The 21,950-nt window shown below is 55.7% G+C and carries 21 protein-coding genes; 14 read left to right on the forward strand and 7 right to left on the reverse strand.

Features of this window, described 5'->3' with window-relative positions; translation table 11 throughout:
- Positions 1 to 36 precede the first annotated feature (36 nt).
- The 3 genes from OLX77_RS11905 to OLX77_RS11915 form a co-directional block, all read right to left on the reverse strand.
- On the reverse strand, positions 37 to 1,005 hold the full coding sequence (locus OLX77_RS11905) for a chemotaxis protein (RefSeq protein ID WP_307633827.1): 969 nt from the start codon (positions 1,003 to 1,005) through the stop codon (positions 37 to 39).
- A 274-nt stretch (positions 1,006 to 1,279) separates the two neighbouring features.
- Positions 1,280 to 1,654 carry a response regulator gene (locus OLX77_RS11910; protein ID WP_307633828.1) on the reverse strand — a complete coding sequence of 125 codons (375 nt, stop codon included), beginning with the start codon at positions 1,652 to 1,654 and terminating at the stop codon, positions 1,280 to 1,282.
- Positions 1,651 to 3,630 (reverse strand): hybrid sensor histidine kinase/response regulator, encoded by a 1,980-nt coding sequence (locus OLX77_RS11915; protein WP_307633829.1) that lies wholly within the window; start codon positions 3,628 to 3,630, stop codon positions 1,651 to 1,653. Before OLX77_RS11915 ends, OLX77_RS11910 begins: the two co-directional genes overlap by 4 nt.
- 387 nt (positions 3,631 to 4,017) lie before the next feature.
- Here OLX77_RS11915 and secD point away from each other — a divergent pair, with 387 nt between their 5' ends.
- From secD to OLX77_RS11940, 5 genes are all read left to right on the forward strand, one after another.
- Positions 4,018 to 6,591: a protein translocase subunit SecD gene (secD, locus tag OLX77_RS11920; protein ID WP_307633830.1), complete on the forward strand. Its 2,574-nt coding sequence runs from the start codon at positions 4,018 to 4,020 to the stop codon at positions 6,589 to 6,591.
- Positions 6,592 to 6,593: 2 nt separating this feature from the next.
- Positions 6,594 to 7,328 (forward strand): YkgJ family cysteine cluster protein, encoded by a 735-nt coding sequence (locus OLX77_RS11925; protein WP_307633831.1) that lies wholly within the window; start codon positions 6,594 to 6,596, stop codon positions 7,326 to 7,328.
- Positions 7,309 to 8,049 (forward strand): HD domain-containing protein, encoded by a 741-nt coding sequence (locus OLX77_RS11930; RefSeq protein WP_307633832.1) that lies wholly within the window; start codon positions 7,309 to 7,311, stop codon positions 8,047 to 8,049. Before OLX77_RS11925 ends, OLX77_RS11930 begins: the two co-directional genes overlap by 20 nt.
- Positions 8,050 to 8,063: 14 nt before the next feature.
- Entirely contained in the window at positions 8,064 to 8,762 is a 699-nt protein-coding gene (gene tatC / locus OLX77_RS11935; RefSeq protein ID WP_307633833.1) for a twin-arginine translocase subunit TatC, read from the forward strand.
- Between the two features lie 161 nt (positions 8,763 to 8,923).
- Entirely contained in the window at positions 8,924 to 9,235 is a 312-nt protein-coding gene (locus tag OLX77_RS11940; protein WP_307633834.1) for an FtsB family cell division protein, read from the forward strand.
- A 27-nt stretch (positions 9,236 to 9,262) separates the two neighbouring features.
- Here the strand turns inward: OLX77_RS11940 and gmhB are convergent, their stop codons facing one another.
- Entirely contained in the window at positions 9,263 to 9,838 is a 576-nt protein-coding gene (gene gmhB, locus OLX77_RS11945) for a D-glycero-beta-D-manno-heptose 1,7-bisphosphate 7-phosphatase (RefSeq protein WP_307633835.1), read from the reverse strand.
- Between the two features lie 2 nt (positions 9,839 to 9,840).
- Positions 9,841 to 10,887 (reverse strand): lipopolysaccharide heptosyltransferase II, encoded by a 1,047-nt coding sequence (gene waaF / locus OLX77_RS11950; protein ID WP_307633836.1) that lies wholly within the window; start codon positions 10,885 to 10,887, stop codon positions 9,841 to 9,843.
- Between the two features lie 314 nt (positions 10,888 to 11,201).
- Here waaF and rpsB point away from each other — a divergent pair, with 314 nt between their 5' ends.
- From rpsB to tsaB, 9 genes are all read left to right on the forward strand, one after another.
- A complete protein-coding gene (gene rpsB, locus OLX77_RS11955) occupies positions 11,202 to 11,957 on the forward strand; it encodes a 30S ribosomal protein S2 (RefSeq protein WP_307633837.1) in 756 nt (251 codons plus the stop codon).
- 103 nt (positions 11,958 to 12,060) lie between these two features.
- Positions 12,061 to 12,930, forward strand: coding sequence for a translation elongation factor Ts (gene tsf / locus OLX77_RS11960; RefSeq protein ID WP_307633838.1), 870 nt, complete (start codon positions 12,061 to 12,063; stop codon positions 12,928 to 12,930).
- 125 nt (positions 12,931 to 13,055) lie between these two features.
- Positions 13,056 to 13,796 (forward strand): UMP kinase, encoded by a 741-nt coding sequence (gene pyrH / locus OLX77_RS11965; protein ID WP_307633839.1) that lies wholly within the window; start codon positions 13,056 to 13,058, stop codon positions 13,794 to 13,796.
- Entirely contained in the window at positions 13,789 to 14,343 is a 555-nt protein-coding gene (gene frr / locus OLX77_RS11970; protein ID WP_307633840.1) for a ribosome recycling factor, read from the forward strand. Before pyrH ends, frr begins: the two co-directional genes overlap by 8 nt.
- Before the next feature lie 72 nt (positions 14,344 to 14,415).
- Positions 14,416 to 15,162 carry an undecaprenyl pyrophosphate synthase gene (gene uppS, locus OLX77_RS11975; protein ID WP_307633841.1) on the forward strand — a complete coding sequence of 249 codons (747 nt, stop codon included), beginning with the start codon at positions 14,416 to 14,418 and terminating at the stop codon, positions 15,160 to 15,162.
- Between the two features lie 37 nt (positions 15,163 to 15,199).
- Entirely contained in the window at positions 15,200 to 16,006 is an 807-nt protein-coding gene (locus tag OLX77_RS11980) for a phosphatidate cytidylyltransferase (protein ID WP_307633842.1), read from the forward strand.
- 58 nt (positions 16,007 to 16,064) lie between these two features.
- Positions 16,065 to 17,300, forward strand: a complete 1,236-nt coding sequence (locus OLX77_RS11985; RefSeq protein WP_307633843.1) for a 1-deoxy-D-xylulose-5-phosphate reductoisomerase — start codon at positions 16,065 to 16,067, stop codon at positions 17,298 to 17,300.
- A 5-nt stretch (positions 17,301 to 17,305) separates the two neighbouring features.
- Positions 17,306 to 18,376 (forward strand): RIP metalloprotease RseP, encoded by a 1,071-nt coding sequence (gene rseP, locus OLX77_RS11990; protein WP_307633844.1) that lies wholly within the window; start codon positions 17,306 to 17,308, stop codon positions 18,374 to 18,376.
- 8 nt (positions 18,377 to 18,384) lie between these two features.
- Positions 18,385 to 19,113: a tRNA (adenosine(37)-N6)-threonylcarbamoyltransferase complex dimerization subunit type 1 TsaB gene (tsaB, locus tag OLX77_RS11995; protein WP_307633845.1), complete on the forward strand. Its 729-nt coding sequence runs from the start codon at positions 18,385 to 18,387 to the stop codon at positions 19,111 to 19,113.
- Between the two features lie 58 nt (positions 19,114 to 19,171).
- Here the strand turns inward: tsaB and OLX77_RS12000 are convergent, their stop codons facing one another.
- Together OLX77_RS12000 and OLX77_RS12005 are read right to left on the reverse strand one after the other, a co-directional pair.
- The gene (locus OLX77_RS12000; RefSeq protein WP_307633846.1) at positions 19,172 to 19,807 is read right to left on the reverse strand and encodes a protein phosphatase CheZ; all 636 of its coding nucleotides are present in this window, start codon (positions 19,805 to 19,807) and stop codon (positions 19,172 to 19,174) included.
- A 411-nt stretch (positions 19,808 to 20,218) separates the two neighbouring features.
- The gene (locus OLX77_RS12005; RefSeq protein ID WP_307633847.1) at positions 20,219 to 21,859 is read right to left on the reverse strand and encodes a GGDEF domain-containing protein; all 1,641 of its coding nucleotides are present in this window, start codon (positions 21,857 to 21,859) and stop codon (positions 20,219 to 20,221) included.
- Positions 21,860 to 21,950: the final 91 nt, after the last annotated feature.

Here is a 21,950-nt window from a genome sequence, read left to right on the forward strand (position 1 = left end):
GTCTGGAAAAAAATGCCCCGCACAAAACAGGGAGCATCAAGCCGCGTAGCGGCGCAGACAGTCCTGCAGTCTGGTAACAAGCTGGCCGAGTTCGGGTTTGGAGATCTGATCGTCAGCGCCCACGGCATGTCCCTTGTGCAGGGCCAGATCGTTGACCAGCGAAGAAAAAAGCATGACCGGAATACCATCGTAGCCATTATTTTCCTTGATCCGCTTACAGAGATTATGGCCGTCCATCCGCGGCATCTCTATATCGCTGACCACCGCCAGCACCTGATCGTGCACGGTGCCATTGGTTCTCAGTTTTTCCAAATACTCCCAGGCAGACTGCCCGTCCGAATGGGAAACAACGCGGTACCCCGCCCTTTCCAGGGTTTTTCGGATCTGATCCTGAATAAGATGCGAATCATCGGCAATCACCACAGCCTTGTCGGCCTGATCCGAATCAGGACGCTCCCTGATGGAATGGGCGTCGGAATCAATAACCATGCTGGGGTCGATGGAGGCGATGATGCTCTCGAAATCAACCATCTGGATGATATTGCCATCCACCAGGCACACCCCGGTGAGGGAGCTGTAATGGGCAATGATCGGCGGCGGCGGCATGATTTTGGTCCAGCTGACCCGGTAGACCTTGTCCACCCCATGGGCAATAAAGCCGAAAAACTTACCGTTGATCTCGGTGACAATAACCACCCATTTGGCTTTTGCCTCTGGGCTAAGATCCGGCACATAGCCAAACCAATCACAGAGATCGACCAAAGGTATGGTCCGGTCCCGCAGGAGAAAAACGCCTTTCATGGCCGAAACGCTCTCCGGAATCTCAGTCAGGTTTTCCGGCATGGCCACCAGCTCCCGGACCTTGGCGGCATTGATGCCGTATGCCGTCCTGCTGATGGCATCGGTGGTCTGATCGTGCCATTGGAGAAAAAAGGTTATGATCTCCAGCTCGTTAGTTCCGGACTTCAGAAGAATATCGGTTTTGTAGCCGGCTGCTTCGTTCATGTAAAGGCTCCAAGGTGTTGGGATACTGCCGAGAATACAAGATACTTTTCACAATTATAGGAAAGAAGGGAATTACTCAACTAAATAATCAAGCGTTACGCATCGCGAAAAGAGCGCAATAAGCGAACACCTCTGTTTTTTTAGCAAAACCAGGAAACGCTCAGCCAACAGGCTCTTGACCTGAATCGGAGTTGCGCAGCAGTCATCCAGCTGGAAGCCGGGACGACCCTATCTCATTGAAGGAAGGACAAGGAAGAACTCCTTGGCCAAAAGTCTACAGCAGATGCCCGACAAAACCGTAGAGCGTATCAGAAAGTTTCTGCAGATCGATTGGTTTGTGCAGGAGAGCATGGGCTCCGCTGTGTTCGAGCATCTCCTCCATGTTGGGCACATCGATGGCGGTGACAACGATGATGAACAGGTCGGGGTCCAGTCTTTTGACCTTTTGCAGAATATCGTAGCCGTTAAAACCCGGCATCCGGATATCGAGGGTCATAATAGCGGGTTTTTCCTCCCGGACGATATCCAGGGCATGTTCCCCATTGGTGGCAATGAGCGCCTGAAAGCCGATCTTATCAAAAAAAATCTTCAGCGACCGGCAGAAGGCATATTCATCATCCACAATAAGGATTTTTATTTTTTTCTTCATCCATTATCCCCGACAGAGTGTCCCTGTTTTGCCTCTACCAGCCCACAATCTTCTCGGCCCTGTAGATGCGTTGGCAGAAAAATCACAAACTGCGCACCTTTCCCTTTCTCCGACTCAACCCGAATGGTACCGCAATGATTTTCGATAATCGAATAAACAATCCACAACCCCAACCCTGTACCACGGCCGGGATCCTTGGTGGTAAAAAACGGATCAAATATCTTGCCAATCTCGTCCACCCCAATGCCGGGGCCGGTATCAGAGAAGCGGATTTCAACCCCACCATCCTTTGCCCGGGTTTCAATGATGATCCGCTTGTCGCCTGACAACATGGCATCACGGGCATTACTCACCAGGTTAAGAAACACCTGGGCCAATTGATCCTCATCCGCTTCAATCCGGGGAAGATCAGGGGCATAATGCCTTTCCACCTGCACATTATCCAGATTCAGATCATGCTCAAGCAGGGCGGCGGTCTTGTCAAACAGCGCATGCACATCGACCATGCTGACCTCAAAGGCATGCTGGTGGGAAAATGTTCTGAGGTTATTCGTAATCTTGGTGGCACGTTTGATCTGGGCCAACATTTCATCCAAATTTTCCCGCATGCTTGGAGGAATCTTCTCAAGCTGCATGACCTGGGCAAGGGTGCCTATGATATTGAGGGGATTGAGGATTTCATGGGCCACTCCCGAGGCCAGCGTGCCGATGGAGGCCAATTTTTCCTGACGGATAGCCACCTGCTGGGCAATCCGTAAATTATCCAGGGCTTTTTGCAATTCATCCTTCGAATCACGCAAGGCCTGCTCAGCCTTTTTCCGTTCGGTTATATCCAATCGGTATTCAATAATCTGCGTGACCTTCCCCTTCTTATCGAAGATGGGATGCGCATGGATCTCGTGTGTGGTTTCCTGGCCGTCCTGCCCCTGCACAACATATTCCATAAGACAGGAATCTTTATCCTGCAGCACCCGCCCAAAAGGCTCGTATGGCGGCGGGGCCTTGCATGGTTCGCCTTTACCGATCTCTTGTAGACATTCATCCAAGGCAGCCAGATGACGCTGGGCCGAAGAATTGGCCAGCAACACCTCGTAATTCTTGGCCCCAACCACAAAGAATGGGTGGGGCAACGACTCAATGAGTTTGGTTAAAAATCTGTTCTGCTCACCGATCTTTTCCTCTGCGAGCTTCCGTTTGGTAACATCATGAATGAGGACAATGGTGGAAGTGCCTTCATCGCCGACAACAGGCAAAAACTGCAAGGAAACCTGTCGGCCATTGAGTAGGACCGGCGCTTCTTCAGAAATTTTCCTGGCGCCCTCTCCTGGCCTTTTTAACAACGCCACCACGGTTTCAAGGGAATGATCACCAAAAATATCGGTGAATTCCGTCCCCAGCAGCGTTTCTTCCGGCACCCCCACCAGTGTTACCGCCGTGGGATTTGCGAAAATAATCTTCTTGTTTGCGGCAAACTCAAGAATCCCCTCGGACATGTTTCGAAGGATTACCTCAAAATGCTTCCGGGAAGAGAGCAATTCCCTGGTGATCTCCCGGGTCGCAACCTCATCAAGTCCCAAGATCTCCCGAGATCTCTCCTGTCTGCCCGTAAGGCTTGCCAATTCAATCACCCTGGCGATGTGCCTGGTCAGATTGGTCATGCTTCCCTTGGCAATACAGGCATCCGCCCCCAGAGCGGTAAAATCAAGTTCCTCCTCGGCGGCGATGGCGGAAAGAATAACAAGATAGACCCCTTGCAAATTGGGCATCTTGCGGATAATGCGGCAGAGCTTTTCGCCACTGATATTGGGCATCACCAGATCAACAAAAATGATGTCCGGCACAAATGATTTCAGGATCTCCAAGGCGCCCAGACCATCTTCGGCAGTACGAACCTCATGCCCATCCTTGCGCAACAGATTGGCGATGAGTTTGAGCACCATGGGATGGTTATCGACAACGAGAATTTTTCTGGTCATTTCCTCTGCGCGCCTCTTCCGCTAAAAAATATTCAACTATAAACAATATAGCATAGCCAATTCTTGCCCCAGAATTTTTATTATGAAAAAAAGAGAAGAAAAGGATCCCCGCGTATTCAATTGGGAGCCCAAGACCACCCCTCATTTTTTGCAATTTGACTTCTGACAAAAGGGGAGTATAATCTCGCACCGAATCATGATGGCTCTGGTCCCGCAGATATAAACGGGTAAATTCCATGACGCCGGGACCTTTGTCCAGGACATCATGTTGCTTCTCCTTGCCTTGCGGACCGTTGCTCTCATTGCGCCCCCCGTGCGGATTGTTGTTGCAACGCCGCCGAAGAGTATTGTGTCCGCCTGCACATTAACCCGCATCACGGAGTGTTTATGACGAGTTCCCTGCGCTGGAAAATACTCATCCTGCTCTTTGTCACCATCTTTGCCGGCCTGACCGTTGCCCCTTCCTTCACCAATGTTCCGGTCTGGTGGCAGAAATATCTTGCTCCGGCAGGACTGCGGCTGGGCCTGGATCTCCAGGGCGGCATGCATCTGGTTCTCAAGGTGGATCTTAAAAAAGCCATCGAGAACAACCTGGACCTCTCGGTGCAGGACCTCAAAAATACCCTGGCCGAGAAAAAAATCACCGTGGTCCGCACCGCTTCCGGCGACGCACGCAAGATCATTCTGACCCTGCCCAACACCGGTGCCCTGGAAACGGTCAAGCAGATCATGGACAAGGACTTTCCCGATCTTGCCGGCGATTTCCAAACCGCCCAAGGATCCTTCCCGCGGATCATCGTCAGCCTCAAACAGGAAAAAATCGACTTCATCAACAACAAGGCCGTGGACCAGTCCCTGGAGATTCTCCGCAATCGGATCGACCAGTTCGGCGTGGCCGAACCGGCCATTGTCCGGCAGGGCACGGACGAAATCGTCATTCAGCTCCCCGGAGTCAAGGATCCGCAGCGCGCCCTGAACCTTATCGGCCGCACCGCCCAGCTCGAGTTCAAACTGGTGGACGATACACCGGGCCTCAATCTGGGGCAGCTTGTCTCCCAAGCCATCCAGACCGGCCAATGGCAGGAGGGGGCCAGCCGAAAACAACTCAATCTCGCCCTGCAAAGCAGACTCCCGGCCGGCTCCGAAATCTATTTCGAAAAAGAGGTGGACAAAACCACCAAGAAGGAAACACGGATCCCCATCCTGCTCAAGAATCAGGTGTTGATGACCGGCGACATGGTCAAGGATGCCCAGGTCCGGGTGGGCGGCAACTTCAATGAACCCTATGTCGGCCTCGACCTCACCGGTCGCGGCGGCACGATTTTCGGCCAGGTCACGGAAAGAAGCGTGGGCAAACGATTGGCCATTGTTCTGGATGAGGTGGTCCGTTCCGCCCCGGTAATCCGGGAAAAGATTCTCGGCGGCTCCGCCCAGATCTCGGGCAGCTTCAGCTACGAGGAGGCAACCGACCTGGCGATTGTCCTGCGGATCGGCGCCCTGCCCGCTCCGGTGGAAATCGTCCAAAACCTGACCGTCGGCGCCTCCCTGGGCCAGGATTCCATCAACAAAGGGTTGATGAGCGGTCTGTTCGGCACCCTGTTGGTGGTGGTGTTCATGGCTGTCTACTACCGGCTTTCCGGGGTTATCGCCAATCTCTCCATGGTCCTCAACATCCTCCTGCTCTTTGCCGGACTGGCGCTGATGGGCGGCACCCTGACCCTGCCGGGCATTGCCGGTATCATCCTCTCCATCGGCATGGCGGTAGACTCGAACATCATCATCTTCGAACGGATGCGCGAAGAGTTCGCCCTGGGCAAATCCGTCCGCTCCGGGGTCGAAGCCGGTTACGCCAAGGCGTTCTGGACCATCATCGACGCCCATGTCACGACCCTGATCACCGCCCTGGCCCTGTTCCTTTTCGGCACCGGCCCCATCAAGGGGTTTGCCGCCACCCTCTCCCTGGGCATCATCTTTAATCTTTTCTCCACCCTCTTTGCCTCCCGGCTGTTCTACGAATCCATGCAGGGCAAACGGAAACTCAAGAAACTTTCCTTTATGCTTTTTCTCAAGAACCCGCAGCTCGACTACATGCGGATCAAGAACCTGACCTTCGCCATCTCCGGCATCTTCGCGCTCATCGGCTGTCTGGCCTTTGTCCAGATCATCCGCGGCCAGGCCAATATGGGCGTCGATTTTTCCGGCGGCACCCTGCTTCAGTACCAGTCCAGCCAGCCCTTCTCCCTGGGCGAGGTCCGTTCCGCCCTGGCCAAGGGGGATCTTGAGGGCGTTGAACTGCAAAAGGTCGAGGGCGAGAACCGCTTGATCGTCAAGGTAAAAAACAGCGAAAAGGTGGTGGGCCACGTTTCCGAGACGGTCACCGCTCAGCTGAACACCGACTTTCCGGACAAACACTTCGTGGTGGAGAACCAGTCGGAGATCGGCTCCTCGGTGAGCGACACCTTGCGATCAAAAGCGCTGCTGGCCGTAGTCATCTCCCTGCTCGGGGTAATCGTCTACCTGGGGTTGCGTTTTGATCTGCGTTTCGGCCTTGCCGCCACCCTGGCCACCCTCCATGACGTTTTGGCGGTGCTGGGTCTCATCTGGCTGCTCAACATGGAAATCACCCTGCTCACCGTCACCGCGCTTCTGACCCTGGCCGGGTATTCTTTAAACGACACGGTTATCATCTTCGACCGGATCCGCGAAAACCTGCACAAAAGCGACGACCCGGAAAACATCACCGATACCCTGATCAATACCAGCACCAACGAGGTCTTGAGCCGCTCCATCGTCACCTCGCTCACCGTCTTCCTGGTCCTGGCAGCCCTGTATGTCTTGGGCGGCTCGGTAATTCACGACTTTTCCTTTGCCCTGCTGGTGGGGGTCATGGTGGGCACCTACTCCTCGGTCTTCGTGGCCAGCCCCCTGCTCACCCTCTGGCACCGCGGTAAAACGGCATAGGTATGCAGGACGATCTTGCCCCAGAGCACGTCCACCCCCTGAACCCCGACGAGACCTTCCGGTTCAGCTGCCATCCCGGCGTTGCCTGCTTTACCGACTGCTGCCGGCAGCTGGACCTTGCCCTCACCCCCTACGATGTGCTCCGGCTGAGCAGCCATCTTGGCCTAACACCCTCGGTCTTTCTTCACCAGTACGCACTTGTTGAGCAGGAAGAAGGCAACGCTTTTCCCCTGGTTTTCCTCGGGATGGTGGATGATGGCCGGGCCAGCTGCCCGTTTGTAACCGGTTCGGGTTGCAGCGTGTATGCCGACCGCCCCGCTGCCTGCCGCACCTATCCTCTGGGCCGCGGAGCCTTCACCACCCCGGACGGCGATCACCACGAGATGCACGTCCTCCTCAACGAACCCCATTGCAAAGGATTTAACGAGGGCGAGCCCCAGAACATCGCGGCATGGCAGAAGGACCAGGAGCTGGCCATCTACAACGGGATAAACGATGAACTGCTGAGAATCCTCCACCATCCCCGCCTCAAGGATGGCCATCAGCCGGAAGCGCGGGAGATAGATATCTTCCTGGCTCTCTATACCCTGGACACCTTTCGCAACCTGCTCCTCGACGGTAATATTTCCCTGCCCTTCTCGATCACCGAGAACGAACTGCAGGAAATTGCCATACAAGACCTTGCCCTGCTCCGTCTCGGCATCAGGTGGTTGGACCATGTCCTCTCCGAGCATTGACAATCAGCCGAGCACCCTCTCTGCCGGGCAGCTGCAGGGCGAACCGCCCCTCGGTCGTGAGCTCACCGAACGGCTGCTGGCCATTTCCCATGAGTACTGCCAGGCCGAAGGCGGCTGCCATGGCCCGGACCACACCGAACGGGTGCACAACCTGGCCCTCCACATCGGCCGCATGATGAACGCCCGCCTGGATATCCTGAGCGCCGCGGCCCTGCTCCACGACATCGGCCGCAGCCACGAAATGCTTTCCCAAGGGAAGATCTGCCATGCCACCAAAGGTGCGGAGATGTCGCGCACCATTCTCACCGGCTTAGGCTTTTCTGCCGAAATGCAGGAAGCAATCCTGCACTGCATCGAATCGCACCGCTACCGCAACAACAAGATCCCGGAAACCCTGGAAGCCAAGATCCTTTTCGACGCGGACAAGCTCGATTCCATCGGCGCCATCGGCATTGGCCGCGCCTTTCTCTTTGCCGGCCAGGTCGGAGCCCGGTTGCACAACCAGGGGGTGGATGTGGCGAAAACCAAGTCTTATTCCACCGAAGACACGGCCTATCGTGAATTTCTGGTGAAACTCTGCAAGATCAAAGACAAGATGCTGACCCCGGAAGGCAAACGGTTGGCTGCCGAGCGGCATGAGTTTATGGAGGTTTTTTTCAAACGGCTGGATAAAGAGATCCACGGTCCTCCCCGCAACAATTCCACCGACAATTCCCAATAGCCCAGGCGGTACCCGTGGACACCACCATCCAACGAATCGCCATCATCATCAAAGACCTGCGTCGGGCTCTCCTGAGCGTGGCGATTGCCATGCTTCTGGGCTGCCTTGGCTTCTACAGTATCTCCCATCGATTGCTGACAGGCATCCAGACCCATCTCCACCAAAAACTCGCTTTTTTCACGGTGGCGGAACCCTTTCTCGCCCATCTCACCATCGCCCTGGCCATGACGATCTTCACCATCATGCCGATGCTCAGCTATTTTATCTGGCGCGCCCTGGCCAAGCCCTTCACCTTATCCCGGACCGTTATCTTCTGGTTCGTACTCTTTACCTGCTTTCTCTTTTACAGCGGGACCTCCTTCTGCTATTTCATCACCCTGCCCTATGGCATCGATTTTCTTCTCGGTTTCCAGACGGAACAGCTCCGGCCCGTCATCTCCATCAGCGACTTCGTCTCCTTTGTCGCCATCTTTGTCCTCGCCTTCGGGCTGATCTTTGAATTGCCGATTTTCATGATCTTCATGGCCAAGATAAAAATCCTGCCCAGATCCTTCTTTGAAAAAAACCGCCGCTACGCCGTGCTGGTTATCAGCGTCATCGCCAGCCTCCTCACCCCGACCCCCGATATCTTCAACATGCTGCTCATGGGCGTCCCCCTCTACATGCTGTACGAGGTGGGGATTATTGTCCTGAAGCTGCTGCGGATCGCATAAGAAGTGACCCCATTCCCTCTTCGTTCATTGTCGGCAAGAATCATCTGTACAACTCACCGATTGCATGAACTGCGCATCTATGCTATCTAACAGGAATAATAAGAGAAAAAATCAGCCAACTCCCAGGCTCAAGCGGGATAAATCATCTGCAATAGGCGGCCATGCTAGCGAACCTCTCTGAGAACGACCGGAAGAAAGTGCTGCTGTACAGCGTGCTCATTGTCACGGTGGTCGGGGCTTGGTCGGTATTTGGGCCTTACGGCGCCCTGAAATACTACGGGGTGGCAAATGAATTGGAAGAGGTTCTGGCCCAGAACGACCAGCTGCGCGAGAACAACACCGCGTTACGACAGGAAATCACCAAGCTGAAAAAAGACCCGGTCTATCTGGAAGAAGTGGCCCGGCGGGAATTCGGCCTCATTAAGAAAAACGAGGTGATCTACGAATTTCCGGAGAAAAAGAAACGGCATTAAGCCCCCCCTGCTCGCCTCCCCAATCGCTTACCCCGCCATATCCTGCACAATCCACTGCACCGCCGCATAGAGATCCTCCGCCACATACGCGGGCTGTACCGGTTGCTTCGGCCCGATGTACTCGTAATCCCCCCGGCCATAGCCGGTGAGGACCAGGACGCCCTTGGCCTGTACCGCCGCCGCCGCCTTGAGATCGGACCAGCGATCTCCCACCACGTAGGAGCGGGCCAGATCCAGGTCGAGCTCCGCAGCCGCCTGAAGAAACAACCCCGGCTTTGGTTTCCGGCAATCGCAGGCGAGACGGAAGCGCGCTTCCTTGGCCTCGGGATGGTGGGGGCAGAAGTAAATCCCATCCACATGAGCGCCGGCCTCGGACAACGCCCCAGTCATCTTGGCATGCACCTCTGCAATCAGGCTTTCGGGAAAATAGCCCCGGGCCAGGCCGGATTGGTTGCTAACCACCACCACCGGAATCCCCTGTTCGTTCAACAAGCGGATGGCCGCCGCAGCCCGCGGCAGCATGACAAACCGAGTGATGTGGTTGATGTAGCCCATCTGCTCGTTGATGGTCCCATCCCTGTCGAGAAATACGGCCGGTCGCATGCTCAGTCCTCGCTTACCAGAAGTTTGTAGGTTGCCGCGTACACCTCATCCACCCCGATCTCCAGCATGCAGGCAAAATCGTTTTGGGGGCAATGGGTTTTCATGCACGGGCTACAGGGGAGATGTTTGTTCACCACCTCCACCTTGGGGGCAAACGGCCCGGTGGCCACTGCATCGGTGGAACCGAAAATGGCAACCAGCGGCGTTTTCTGGGCAGCCGCCACATGCATCAGACCCGAATCATTGGTGACAAAGGCATCGCACAAACCGATCAGGGCCATGGCCTGGGCCAAAGAGGTCTTGCCCGTGAGATCATGCACCTGTCCGGGCGCTGCCGCGCTGATTTCCGCCGCGGCTTCACCATCCGCCTCCGTACCGAAAACCAGCAGGGTGGCGCCCAGCTCTTCGGCCAGACGCTTGGCCAGGCCAGCATACCTTTCTGCCGGCCAGCGCTTGGCCGGGCCATAAGCAGCCCCAGGATTCAAGCCCACCACCACCCTTTTCGCCTTGGCGGCAAGAAAATCCCTGGCCCAGTTGTTGGCGGCATCCGGCAGGGCAAGGAACAGCTCTTGGGGCCCGCACATCAAGCCGAGGTCCTTGAGCATCTCCTGATAATAATAGACCTGATGCCGTTCCCTCGTACTTTTCCTAATGGACACCCCATGAGTCAACAGCAGCCCGCGGCCATCCCTGCGGTACCCGGCCCGCACCGGAATCCCTGCAAGCAGGGCGAGCAAGGCGGCGGAAAAGGCATTCTGCAAGAGGATGGCCATATCAAAGCGCTGGGCCGCAAGTTCGCGACCCAACCTCCACATCCCGGCCAACCCCTTATGCCTGCCCTTTTTCTCATAGAGCATGACCCGATCCACATGGGGACACCCCTTGAATATATCTGCCACCCATGGGTATGCCAGGATGGTGATCTCGGCAGCGGGGAAATTTTCCCTTATGGTCCGCACCGCCGGAGTGGTCATGATGGCATCGCCGATCCAATTGGTTGAACGGATCAGAATCTTTTTAGGCGATAGGTCGCTGATTGTTTTCGTCATACCTGTTCCTGGGAATGTGTTGCCTGAAGTAAAAAGGGACCTTTGCTTTTTTTCCCGGAGGCGTCAAGTTTTTTCCAAGACAAACGACGAACTTTACCTCCCCAGAGAGAGATCAACCCTCCAACAATTTATCACAGACCAACTCCACAACGAAAAAAAGAGCAAACCACCTCTTCTTCCTTGCAAAAAATCGGTTTGGGTGTTAAAAAATTCGGGTTCAAAAATAATCACACCCCTGCAAATGCTCCTCTGGTGCCCGGAATCGGGTTGGAGCGATGGGGTGGAAGCAAAACCAAAACCAAAGGAGAAGTACCATGTCTTACATGACCATGAAGGAAATGCTGGAGGCCGGCATGCATTTCGGCCATCAAACCCGTCGCTGGAATCCGAAAATGAAGCCGTACATCTTCGGCGCCCGCAACAAGATCTACATCATCAACCTTGACAAGACCCTGCCCCTTTTCAACACGGCCTACGAATTTATCGCCAAGACCGCAGCCAAGGGCGGCACCGTGCTTTTTGTCGGCACCAAGCGTCAGGGCCAGGACATCATGAAGGAAGAAGCCGAGCGTTGCGGCATGTATTACATCAACAACCGCTGGTTGGGCGGCATGCTGACCAACCACCAGACCATCAAGAACAGTGTTGATAAGCTGAAGAAATACGAAGCCATGCAGGAAGACGGCACCATCAACCATTACCATAAGAAAGAAGCCCTCCAGATCCAAAAGGATGCGATCAAGCTGGACCGCAACCTGGGCGGCATCAAGAATATGAAGGGGCTGCCCGCCGCCATTTTCCTTATCGATCCGAAACGGGAGAAGATCGCCATCGAAGAGGCCAACCGTCTCGGCATCCCGGTGGTCGCCCTGATCGATACCAACTGCGATCCCCGCGGCATCGACTATCTCATCCCCGGCAATGATGACGCCATCCGCTCCATCAAGCTGATCGCCTCAAAAATGGCAGAGGCTGTTTTGAGCGGGAAGGAAAAACTTGCCGCGACGCATCAGGCTGCCAGCGATAAGGATACCGACACCAAGGCTGCGGCCGAAAAAGGCGACGCATAACCTGCCTCTCTGAAAAACACCCGGCTGGGTTCCCTGTGAACCAGGCCGGGGATTTCGCTTACGAGACGCTTTCCAGATTACACGAGCACATGAAGGTAGAACTGTGAATATTACAAGTCAGATGGTAAAAGAGCTCCGCGACAAAACCAACGCGGGGATGATGGATTGTAAAAAAGCCCTGACCGAGACCGGCGGCGACATGGAAAAGGCCGTCGATCTGCTCCGCCAGAAAGGGTTGGCGGTTGCCCAGAAGCGGGCAGGCAGGGCAACCAGCGAAGGCTTGGTGGAAACATTCATCCAAGACTCCGGCAAACTGGGCGTGATGGTGGAAGTAAACTGCGAGACCGATTTTGTCGCCAAGAGTGACGCTTTCATCGAGTTCGCCAAGAATGTTGCCACCCAGGTTGCAGAGACCGCAACCGCTTCTCCTGCCGAGCTCTTGGAACAGAAATTCGTTAAAAACCCCGCGCTTACCATTCAGGATATGCTCAACGAGCTGGTCGCCAAGCTCGGCGAGAACATCGGGATCAAACGTTTCGCCAAATTCAATGAGGGCGTGCTCGAAACTTACATCCATGCCGGCGGCAAGTTAGGCGTCATGGTCGAGCTAGCCTGCGACAACGACGCGGCTGCTAAAAACGCCGATTTCATCGAGTTCGCCAAGAATATCTGCATGCATATTGCCGCAGCCAATCCCGTTTCCATCAGCCGCGAAGAGGTTCCCGCGGATCTGGCGGAGCGTGAGCGCAACATCTTCATCCAGCAGGCCATCGACTCCGGCAAACCCGCGAACATCGCCGAGAAGATGGTGGGCGGCAAGATGGATCGCTTTTTTGCCGAGAGCTGTCTGCTCGAGCAGAAATTCGTCAAGAATCCCGACATCTCGATCCAGGATCTGCTCAAGGAAGTTGCCGCCAAGCTGGGCGCAAACATCAGCATCAAACGGTTTGCCCGTTTTCAGGTTGGCGCATAACCCTGTTATCACCGCCCATCGGCTGGGCTGAGCATGCACACAGCCAGGGTGACGGGTGCGAATAACCTTGGCATTACTTGTGAAAAGAACGGCATAAGTGGCCGTAATTGAATAACCAGGAAAACATGGACAATTCCGTTTCGGCCCCTCAATACCAGAGAGTTCTTATAAAACTAAGCGGCGAAGCCCTCATGGGTGACGCCGCTTTTGGCATCAGCACCAAGGTGCTTGATTATCTCGCCACAGAGATTCAGGCCCTGGTCGCCCTTAAGGTGCAAACAAGCCTGGTCATCGGCGCCGGGAACATCTTCCGGGGGGTAGCCGGTGCTTCTACCGGCATGGACCGGGCCGCCGCCGACAACATGGGCATGCTGGCCACGGTCATTAATGCCCTGGCCCTGCAGGACGCCCTGGAAAGAAAGGGTATCTCGGCCAGGGTTCTTTCCGCCATCCCCATGCTTACCGTCTGTGAACCCTATTCCCGGCAGAAGGCGGTCCACCATCTTCACAAGGGACGGGTGGTGATCTTCGGGGCCGGCACCGCCAACCCTTACTTCACCACCGATACGGCCGCCGTGCTCCGCGGTCTGGAAATCAATGCCGATCTGGTCTGCAAAGCCACCAGAGTCGACGGGGTCTACGACAAGGATCCCCTCAAGCACCCGGAAGCGGTCAAGTTTTCCAGCCTCAGTTTCAGCGAGGTTCTGCACCGACGCCTCAAAGTCATGGACGCGGCGGCAATATCCCTGGCCATGGACAACAACACCAAGATCATGGTTTTTGACATGAATATCCCCGGCAATATGAAGAAAGCCATCTGCGGCGCGCAGATCGGCACCTTGATACAGGGAGAGGACAATGAATGAGATTATCGACGCTCTGAGCGAAAAAATGACGGCAAACATCGAGGCCTTCAAACGAGACCTCACCAAGATCCGGACCGGCCGGGCGACCACCTCCCTGCTCGACGGGGTAAAGGTCATGGCCTACGGCTCGCCGATGCCAATGAATCAGGTCGGTACCGTGACCATCCCGGAAAGCAGGATGCTGGTTATCCAGCCCTGGGACACCCAGCTCCTCCCCGCCATCGAGAAGGCTATCTTCTCTTCGGACCTGGGCCTCAACCCCTCCAGCGACGGCAAGATGATCCGAATCAATATTCCCCAGCTGACCGAAGAACGGCGCAAAGAACTGGTGAAAACCGTCAAGAAGATCAGCGAAGAACACCGGGTATCCATGCGTAATCTGCGGCGCGAGGCCATCGACGTGCTGAAGAAACAGAAAACTAACAAGGAAATCTCCGAAGACGACTTCTTCAGGATGCAGGATGAGGCCCAACACGCCACCGACAAATTCATCAAACAGATCGATGAAATCATGGCGGAAAAAGAAAAAGAGGTTATGGCGGTTTGATGATGTGCCCCCTCCCCGGCCTTGCTTCCGCCGGTTGCTTGCGGTAACCTGCTGAAAACCGAGATATTCCCCATGTCCAGACCTGACACCGCCGCCTTGCCCCGCCATATCGCCATCATCATGGATGGCAATGGCCGCTGGGCCGAACAGCAGGGCAAACCACGCATCATGGGCCACCGGGCCGGGGTCGAATCCGTACAGGATATCGTCCGTGCCGCCCGCGAACTTGGCATCGGCGTGCTTACCCTCTACGCCTTTTCCACGGAGAACTGGAAACGTCCCCCCCTTGAGGTACAGGCCCTCATGGGGCTGCTCAAGTCCTTTCTGGAAAGCGAACTGACCACCATGGTCCAAAACAATGTGAGTCTCCGCTGCCTGGGACAGAAAGACCGGATTCCGACGGAAGTCCGCAAGGTCATGGACCGGGTGATCCGAGAAACCGCGAACAATTCCGGCCTGATCCTCAATCTCGCCCTGAGCTATGGCGGCAGGAGTGAAATTACCCAGGCCGTCCAGGAAATTGCCCGCAAATGCCAGGATGGCACCCTGAATCCCGAGGCAATCGACCAGGCCGTTTTGGAACAGCACCTCTATACGGCAGGGTTGCCGGACCCGGATCTTGTCATTCGTACCGGAGGAGAAACCAGATTGAGCAATTTTCTTCTCTGGCAGGCATCCTATGCGGAGCTCTATTTCACGGAAATCCTCTGGCCGGACTTCAGAAAAAAAGATCTGCTGACCGCCATTCTGGATTTCCAGACGCGGCAACGGCGTTTTGGCAAAACAGGCAAACAGGCGGAACACTCTTCCACCCATTGATCATCCGCCGCAGCGACGGACCTACGACAGGATCAGCATGAAACGACTTATTACCGGGATTATCGCAAGCGCTGCCTGGCTGCTCCTGCTGCTCGCAGGACCATTCCCCTTGTTCTGGCTGGTCATCACCGGTTTGGCTGCGGTGGCATTGAACGAATATCTGACCATTGCCCTCTCCGAACTCAGCCAACGAATCCGGGTTCCCATAATCCTTTTCGGTCTCTTCCCCCTGCTGGGCGCGTATTCCGGCGCACCTGTCGGTCTGCTTTGCGGCTTAAGCCTTGCCTTGGTCGCCCTGCTGCTTTTCACCCTTTCTCGGTACTCCAGCCTTACCCTCCCCTTTGAGGTTATCAGCCGCGGCGGATTTGGCTATCTCTACCTCGGCCTGTGCAGCGCCCATTTGGTCCTGCTCATGGCCCTGCCGCAGGGCCGTGCCTGGCTGCTGCTCCTTACCGCCATAACCGCAGCCTCGGACACCGCTGCCTTCTATACCGGCAGCAAATTTGGCAGGCACAAGCTCTGCCCCGCCATCAGCCCGGGGAAAACCTGGGAAGGATTTCTCGGCGGCCTGGCCGGCAGCTTGCTCGCTTCCCTCCTTGTCCGCCACTTTTTTCTGCCCGAACAAAGTATCCTCTGGATCTGCCTCATCGTCCTCCTGCTCGGTTGCCTCGGCGCGGCCGGAGATCTTTCGGAATCAGTGATCAAGCGGGCCTTTGGCGTGAAAGACTCAGGCAGCCTGCTGCCCGGACACGGCGGCTTGCTGGACCGCATCGACTCCTTGCTCCTGACCGCGCCGGTACTCTATTACCTGTTGTATTTTCAGACAGGACTGTGTTTGCTGTGATATCCATGTGCTTGCATGGTATCGCTGACCGTCATTTCCCAAGACAACAAAAGGACTCATGAAAAACATTTCCCTGCTTGGTTCAACAGGCTCCATCGGCCGCAATGTTCTGGAGGTGGTCCGCCAGTTCCCGGGTCGCTTCCGCATTGTGGGGTTGGCCGCCGGCACCAATGGCCGCCTCTTGCGCGAGCAGATCGAAGCCTTCAACCCGGAGAAGGTCTCCATCGGCGAGGCAAAACTGGCGGGTGAACTGATCCAGAGCCTTCCCCCAGGTTGGTCTGAAAAGATTATGACCGGCACCGAAGGCAATATTGGTGTTGCCACCCTGCCCGAGGCGGACACGGTTGTCTCCGCCATCGTCGGCGCCGCCGGCCTTACCCCCACCATGGCCGCCATCGAAGCCGGCAAAAACATCGCCCTGGCCAACAAGGAAACCCTGGTCATGGCCGGCCAGCTGGTCATGAGCGCGGTCAAACGCCACAAGGTTACCCTGCTGCCCATTGACAGCGAACACAGCGCCATTGCCCAGGCGCTGGAGGCCGGGAAAAAAGCGGATGTCAGCAAACTCATCCTCACCGCTTCCGGCGGACCTTTCCGCAATATGGCCGAGCGTGACCTTTGGACAGTCACTCCCGAACAGGCCCTGGCCCACCCCAACTGGGAGATGGGCAAAAAAATCTCCATCGACTCCGCCACCCTGATGAACAAAGGATTGGAGGTTATCGAAGCCCGCTGGCTTTTTGATATCGATGTCGAAGACATTGAGGTTCTCGTCCACCCGCAGAGCATCGTCCATTCCATGGTGGAATACGTTGACGGCTCGGTGGTCGCCCAACTGGGGGTGCCGGACATGCGCATCCCTATTGCCTACGCCCTTTCCTACCCGGAACGCTTGCGGATGAATATGCCGCGCCTGAATTTGGCGCAGGCCCAGGATTTGAGTTTTTCCCGCCCGGATTTTGAAAAATTTCCCGCCTTAAAACTCGCCTACCAGGTGTGCAAGCGGGGGGGAAGCCTGCCAGCCGTGCTCAATGCCGCCAACGAAGTGGCGGTGGAAGCCTTTTTGACCGGCATTATCCGCTTTCCGGAAATCGCCTTGGTCGTTGCGGAAACAGTGAGCCGGTTGCCGAGAGAACAGGCGGCCAGCCTGACCGCGATCCTCGACGCCGACCTTGCCGCCCGGATGCAGGCTGCCTCCATAATTGACTCCCTGCGCATGCAGACCCAACAGCGCCTCGGCAAAGATGTCCACTCGCCGGAGCTGCCGCCGGGACATACAACCTTAACCAACTGAAGACTATGAACTCTATCCTTGCCTTTATCCTCGTTCTTGGCCCCCTGATCTTCATCCATGAATTCGGCCATTTTCTCTGCGCCAAGTTGTTCGGCATCCGGGTACTCAAATTCTCCTTGGGGTTTGGCCCCAAGGTTTTTGGCCGGACAATCGGAGAAACCGAATACCTGTTGAGCGCCTTCCCCCTTGGCGGCTACGTGAAAATGTACGGCGAAAGCCTCACCGACGAAGTGGCCAGCGACCAGGAAGGTTTTTCCTTTTCGCACAAGGCGATCTGGCAACGCTTCCTGGTGGTCTTTGCCGGACCGCTCTTCAATCTCGTTTTCGCGGTGCTGCTCTTTTCCTCCATCTTTGCGGTGATGGGCGTTTCCCAACCGGTCACCGAAGCGAGAATCGGCGCGGTCACCACGGGTTCTCCCGCCGCCACGGCCGGGCTCGCAGCCAACGATCTCATCCTGAGTATCAATAACGCCCCGGTTCAAGAATGGAATGACGTCGCACGCCTCATCAAGCTCAGCGGGGGAAACCCCGTAACCCTCCAGGTTCGGCGAGCCGACCAGACCCTGACCATTACCGGGCAACCGAAAATGGAAGAGGACAAGAACATCTTCGGCGAGGTGATCGACAGCCGCTACATGCTGGGCATCCGGGTCGCCGACGAACTGGTCCATATCTCCCCGGGCGAAGCAATCCAGACCGGAGCCATGCACACCTGGGTCCTGATCAAGATCACCCTTCTGGGCATTGTCAAGATCATCCAGAAGGTTGTCCCGGCCAGCGAACTGGGCGGCCCCATCCGTATTGCCCAAATGGCCGGGCAACAGATGTCGGCAGGCTGGGTCAATCTCCTGCATTTCACCGGACTGCTCAGCGTCAGCCTCGGGGTTTTGAATCTTTTCCCGATCCCGATCCTGGATGGCGGACATCTCGTCTTCTTTGCCGTGGAAGCGATCCGCCGCAAGCCGCTGAGTATTGAAACCCGGGAACGGCTCCAGATGGTCGGCCTGATCCTCCTCGTTTCCCTGATGCTTTTTGTCTTCTACAACGATTTCCGTTTTCTCGGCAATGGGGGCTGAGGCAGCGCATGCCTCCTTCCTCTGCAACGCCAGCCGTTATTCTCGCCCTGGAAACCGCCACCACCTGCGGCAGCCTGGCTCTGGTTGCGGAAGACCGCTGCCTTGCCGAATATTCCCTCAACACCGCCACCACCCACTCCCGCCGTTTGCTGGCCGGGATAGACTGGCTCCTTGCCCAGTGTGAACTGAGCTGGCCCGATATTGCCGCCATTGCCGTCACCCTTGGCCCCGGGAGTTTTACGGGTCTGCGCATTGCCTTAAGCACTGCCAAAGGGTTGTGCATGGCCACTGAAAAACCGCTCATCGGGGTTCCGACCCTGACCGGAATCGCCAGCCAGTTCCCCTTTTCCTCCCTCCCCATCTGCCCGGTGATTGACGCCCGCAAAAAAGAGATCTACACCGCTCTTTACCGCTGCAACCGGCAAGGGTTTCCGGAGATAACCAGCGAAGCCATGGTCATCAAGCCGGAACGACTTGCCGAATTCATCACCACCCCCACCCTGCTGGTGGGCGATGGCCTGCCCCTGTATGGCCGAATGCTCAAGGATTTACTGGGGGAATCGGTCTGTCTTGCCCCTGCGGAGATCTGTTTTGCCAGGGCAGCCGCCATTGGTTCCGTAGCCTGGCATCTTTTCCGGCAGGGCTCTTTCTTAAACCCGGCCACGGCTGTGCCCATATATGTGCGGGCCTCGGACGCGGAACTACAGTTTGGGGAAAAAAAGGGGCCAAAGAAGTAGGGGGGGGGAAATGACGGCGGGACAAAAGGGCGGAACAACCCTGTTCAGGGACTAAGAATCAGAAACCAAACTCGGACAAGAGATCATCCACCAGATCTTGCTTCAGAGACGAAGGCGCGCTGGGGGCTTGAACGCCACGCAGCAATTCCTTCTTTTTTTGTACATTTTCCAGAGAACCATCCTTCTTGATATTGAGAATCACCAAAACCTCAAGAAGCCAATCGCGGATCTGATTGAGATCAATGATGATTTTTTCCATCTTCTGCCGGGCGACATCTTGGTAGGACTGGGAAGCAATGATATCGTACATGGCCGCCTTCATCTCGACAACCACCGCCTTGGCCCGAGCATTATCCCCGCCTGTCTGGCGAAGCATATTCTCAAGCTCCTCGATCTGCATGACAATCTTGTCGGATTTATCAAGCACCGCGCTGGTGGACTGCTCCATGAGCTGCACCACATCCAGGGCATGGCTCAGGACAAAAGGCGCCTGTTCCCCTGCGCTTGCCAAGGGCACCTGCACGGTCTTCATGTTGACCAGCATGGTGTTGATCCTTTTGGTCAACATGGAAAGCACACCCTCGGCGTCAACCTCCGGCATATCCCCCTTGTAATCTCCCCGCAGGAACGAATCCGTGATCTCAACTAGGGAGGCGATGCTTTTTTCCAGATGCGAATTATTGACCTTTACCATGCTGTTCCCTGCTTCCTTGCTCAATCCATCTCATGATGCGTTCGGTTCATTGGCCTGGAGCTGACCAGCGACACATGGACTGCTGTTCCTGGCAACGACTCTCCTGATTATCATATTTTTTCCCCTAACGGCTCAAGCAGCTACGACGGAATAGAAAAAAAAGCCTTCCGACAATATTAGGGTTCACCTGCATTGCATTACGGAACATTGGAGGATTATGTTACTGTTTCGGGAAAACAGAAGAATGGCTCGTCAACCGGCAAGCCGTTCACGCAAAGCCGCGCTTTGGAACTCTATCCTTACCGGACGATCAAGCATTAAAAATACATACTGAAAGATCAGAAGAAAAGCAACTCAAATGGCGGAATCCCCCTAAAGATCTCCAAGAATTGCCCTCAAAACAAGCAGATCCTAACGATAACGGGAAGCAGTGGCATAAAACTGTTCTTTCGCTGCATACATCTGCCTGTCCGCTTCTTTGGTCAAAACTTCGGGAGGATGTTTGTCCGTACCCGCCTTGCCCAGACTGACCGTGACCGGGAATTCGCTCCCGTCCGGCAGAAGCAGGATGAGGCTGGGGAAAACCTGGGTTTGCAAACGCTCGATAAAATAAGCCGCGTCTTCATCCGTGCTGTTGGTGAGCAAGACGATGAATTCGTCCCCCCCGGTCCGGGCCGCGATATCGGTATTGCGCAAGGTGCTGCGCAGGGCCTCGGCAACGGCGACAATCAAGCGATCGCCGGTCTCATGACCGTAGTGGTCATTGAGTTTTTTCAACTGGTTGATATCCCCCAAGACCAGAGCATGATGGATCCCGTATCCGCGGAATTTTTCCTGCTCTTCCTCCAGGGACTGGGTCAGATATCCACGATTGAAAAGCCCGGTCAGGGCATCCTTGTTCGCCTTTTCCTCAAGCTGACGGAGGAGAAGCTGATTCTGAAAATAGGCGCCCAACGGTTCCGTGACCAGACGGAGGATGCCCAGCGCTTCCTGATTAATGCTCCCCTCCAGTAACACCAGCCCCACCCTCTGTCCCTGGGCTCCCATCAGAGGAATCTGCGTGCTTGTCCGCCAAGGGAGAACCGAATCGGCTAAAAGGCCGCCGGGCTTGAATCGCTGCAGATCCCTGGACATACAGGCCTTGGTAACGGTTTTCCACTCCTCGGTGGTCATCCCGCTCTGATGGGAAAGCCAGATATTTCCTGCCCGGATATCGTTGATTATGAGACCAGCCGCACCGCCGTGCAGATCGGGCAGGATCGCATCGAGAAAATATCCGGCCACCTCTTTGATTCCAGTCTCTTTTTGCATGTAGATGCCAAAATCAACAAGTAGAGACAAGACCTTGTTTTTGCTGGCAATCTCTTCACGCTGGCCGCGAATTTGACCAATCAATTCGACCTGCCGGGTGATATCCCGGAACAACAGCAGCCCCCCTTTGCCGTTGGGAGAGACAGAAAATATTTCCGTATAGACCCGTCCCCCTGTTTCGTGGCTTTTTTTCTGCCCGTTGGCCTCACTAAAACCACGCTGCGCCGGACAGTCAGGACAGGGAGCACTGTTGCCGAACAGGGCATAGCAATGGGAGCCGATTTGCCTGGGAAACAGGTCAAGAACCGCCCTGTTCTGCCGCTGGACCAAAAAATTCTCGTCCACGGCGAGCAGGGCTTCGGGAAGATTGTCCATGATCTGGGTGAGAAACTGATGTTCTTCCTGGTTCAACCGGCGGCGCCGCTCAAGGAGAATATTCTTGGCCTGCAACTCTTTCCGGTCAAGATCGCTACGCCGCAGAAGAGCAATTTCCTGGGAGACATCGTGGAGACTGAGCAAACATTGCCCCTGCCAGACCTGGCAGGAAACCTTGAGGTAGATGTCACCCTCTTTCGTCTTGAGAGTAATGGCCTGGCGCTTGCCATCAAGATCAGTCCTCTCGGCTGGACACCCATCGCACCGCGCCTCGCTGCCAAACAAGATCCTATGGCATGGCTGCCCAAGCGCCTCCAGGCCTGCGCGGCGAAATAAATCCAGGGCAACGCTGTTGGCAAAGGACATCAGGCCTGCTCCACAGCACAGCAAAACCCCTGTTTGCACAGCATCGAGCAGTTTCCGGATCTCCGGGTCAGGTGAAAAAGAGTCTGTTTTT

It is taken from the genome of Thiovibrio frasassiensis (assembly GCF_029607905.1).
In the GTDB taxonomy this organism is placed as follows: domain Bacteria; phylum Desulfobacterota; class Desulfobulbia; order Desulfobulbales; family Desulfurivibrionaceae; genus Thiovibrio; species Thiovibrio frasassiensis.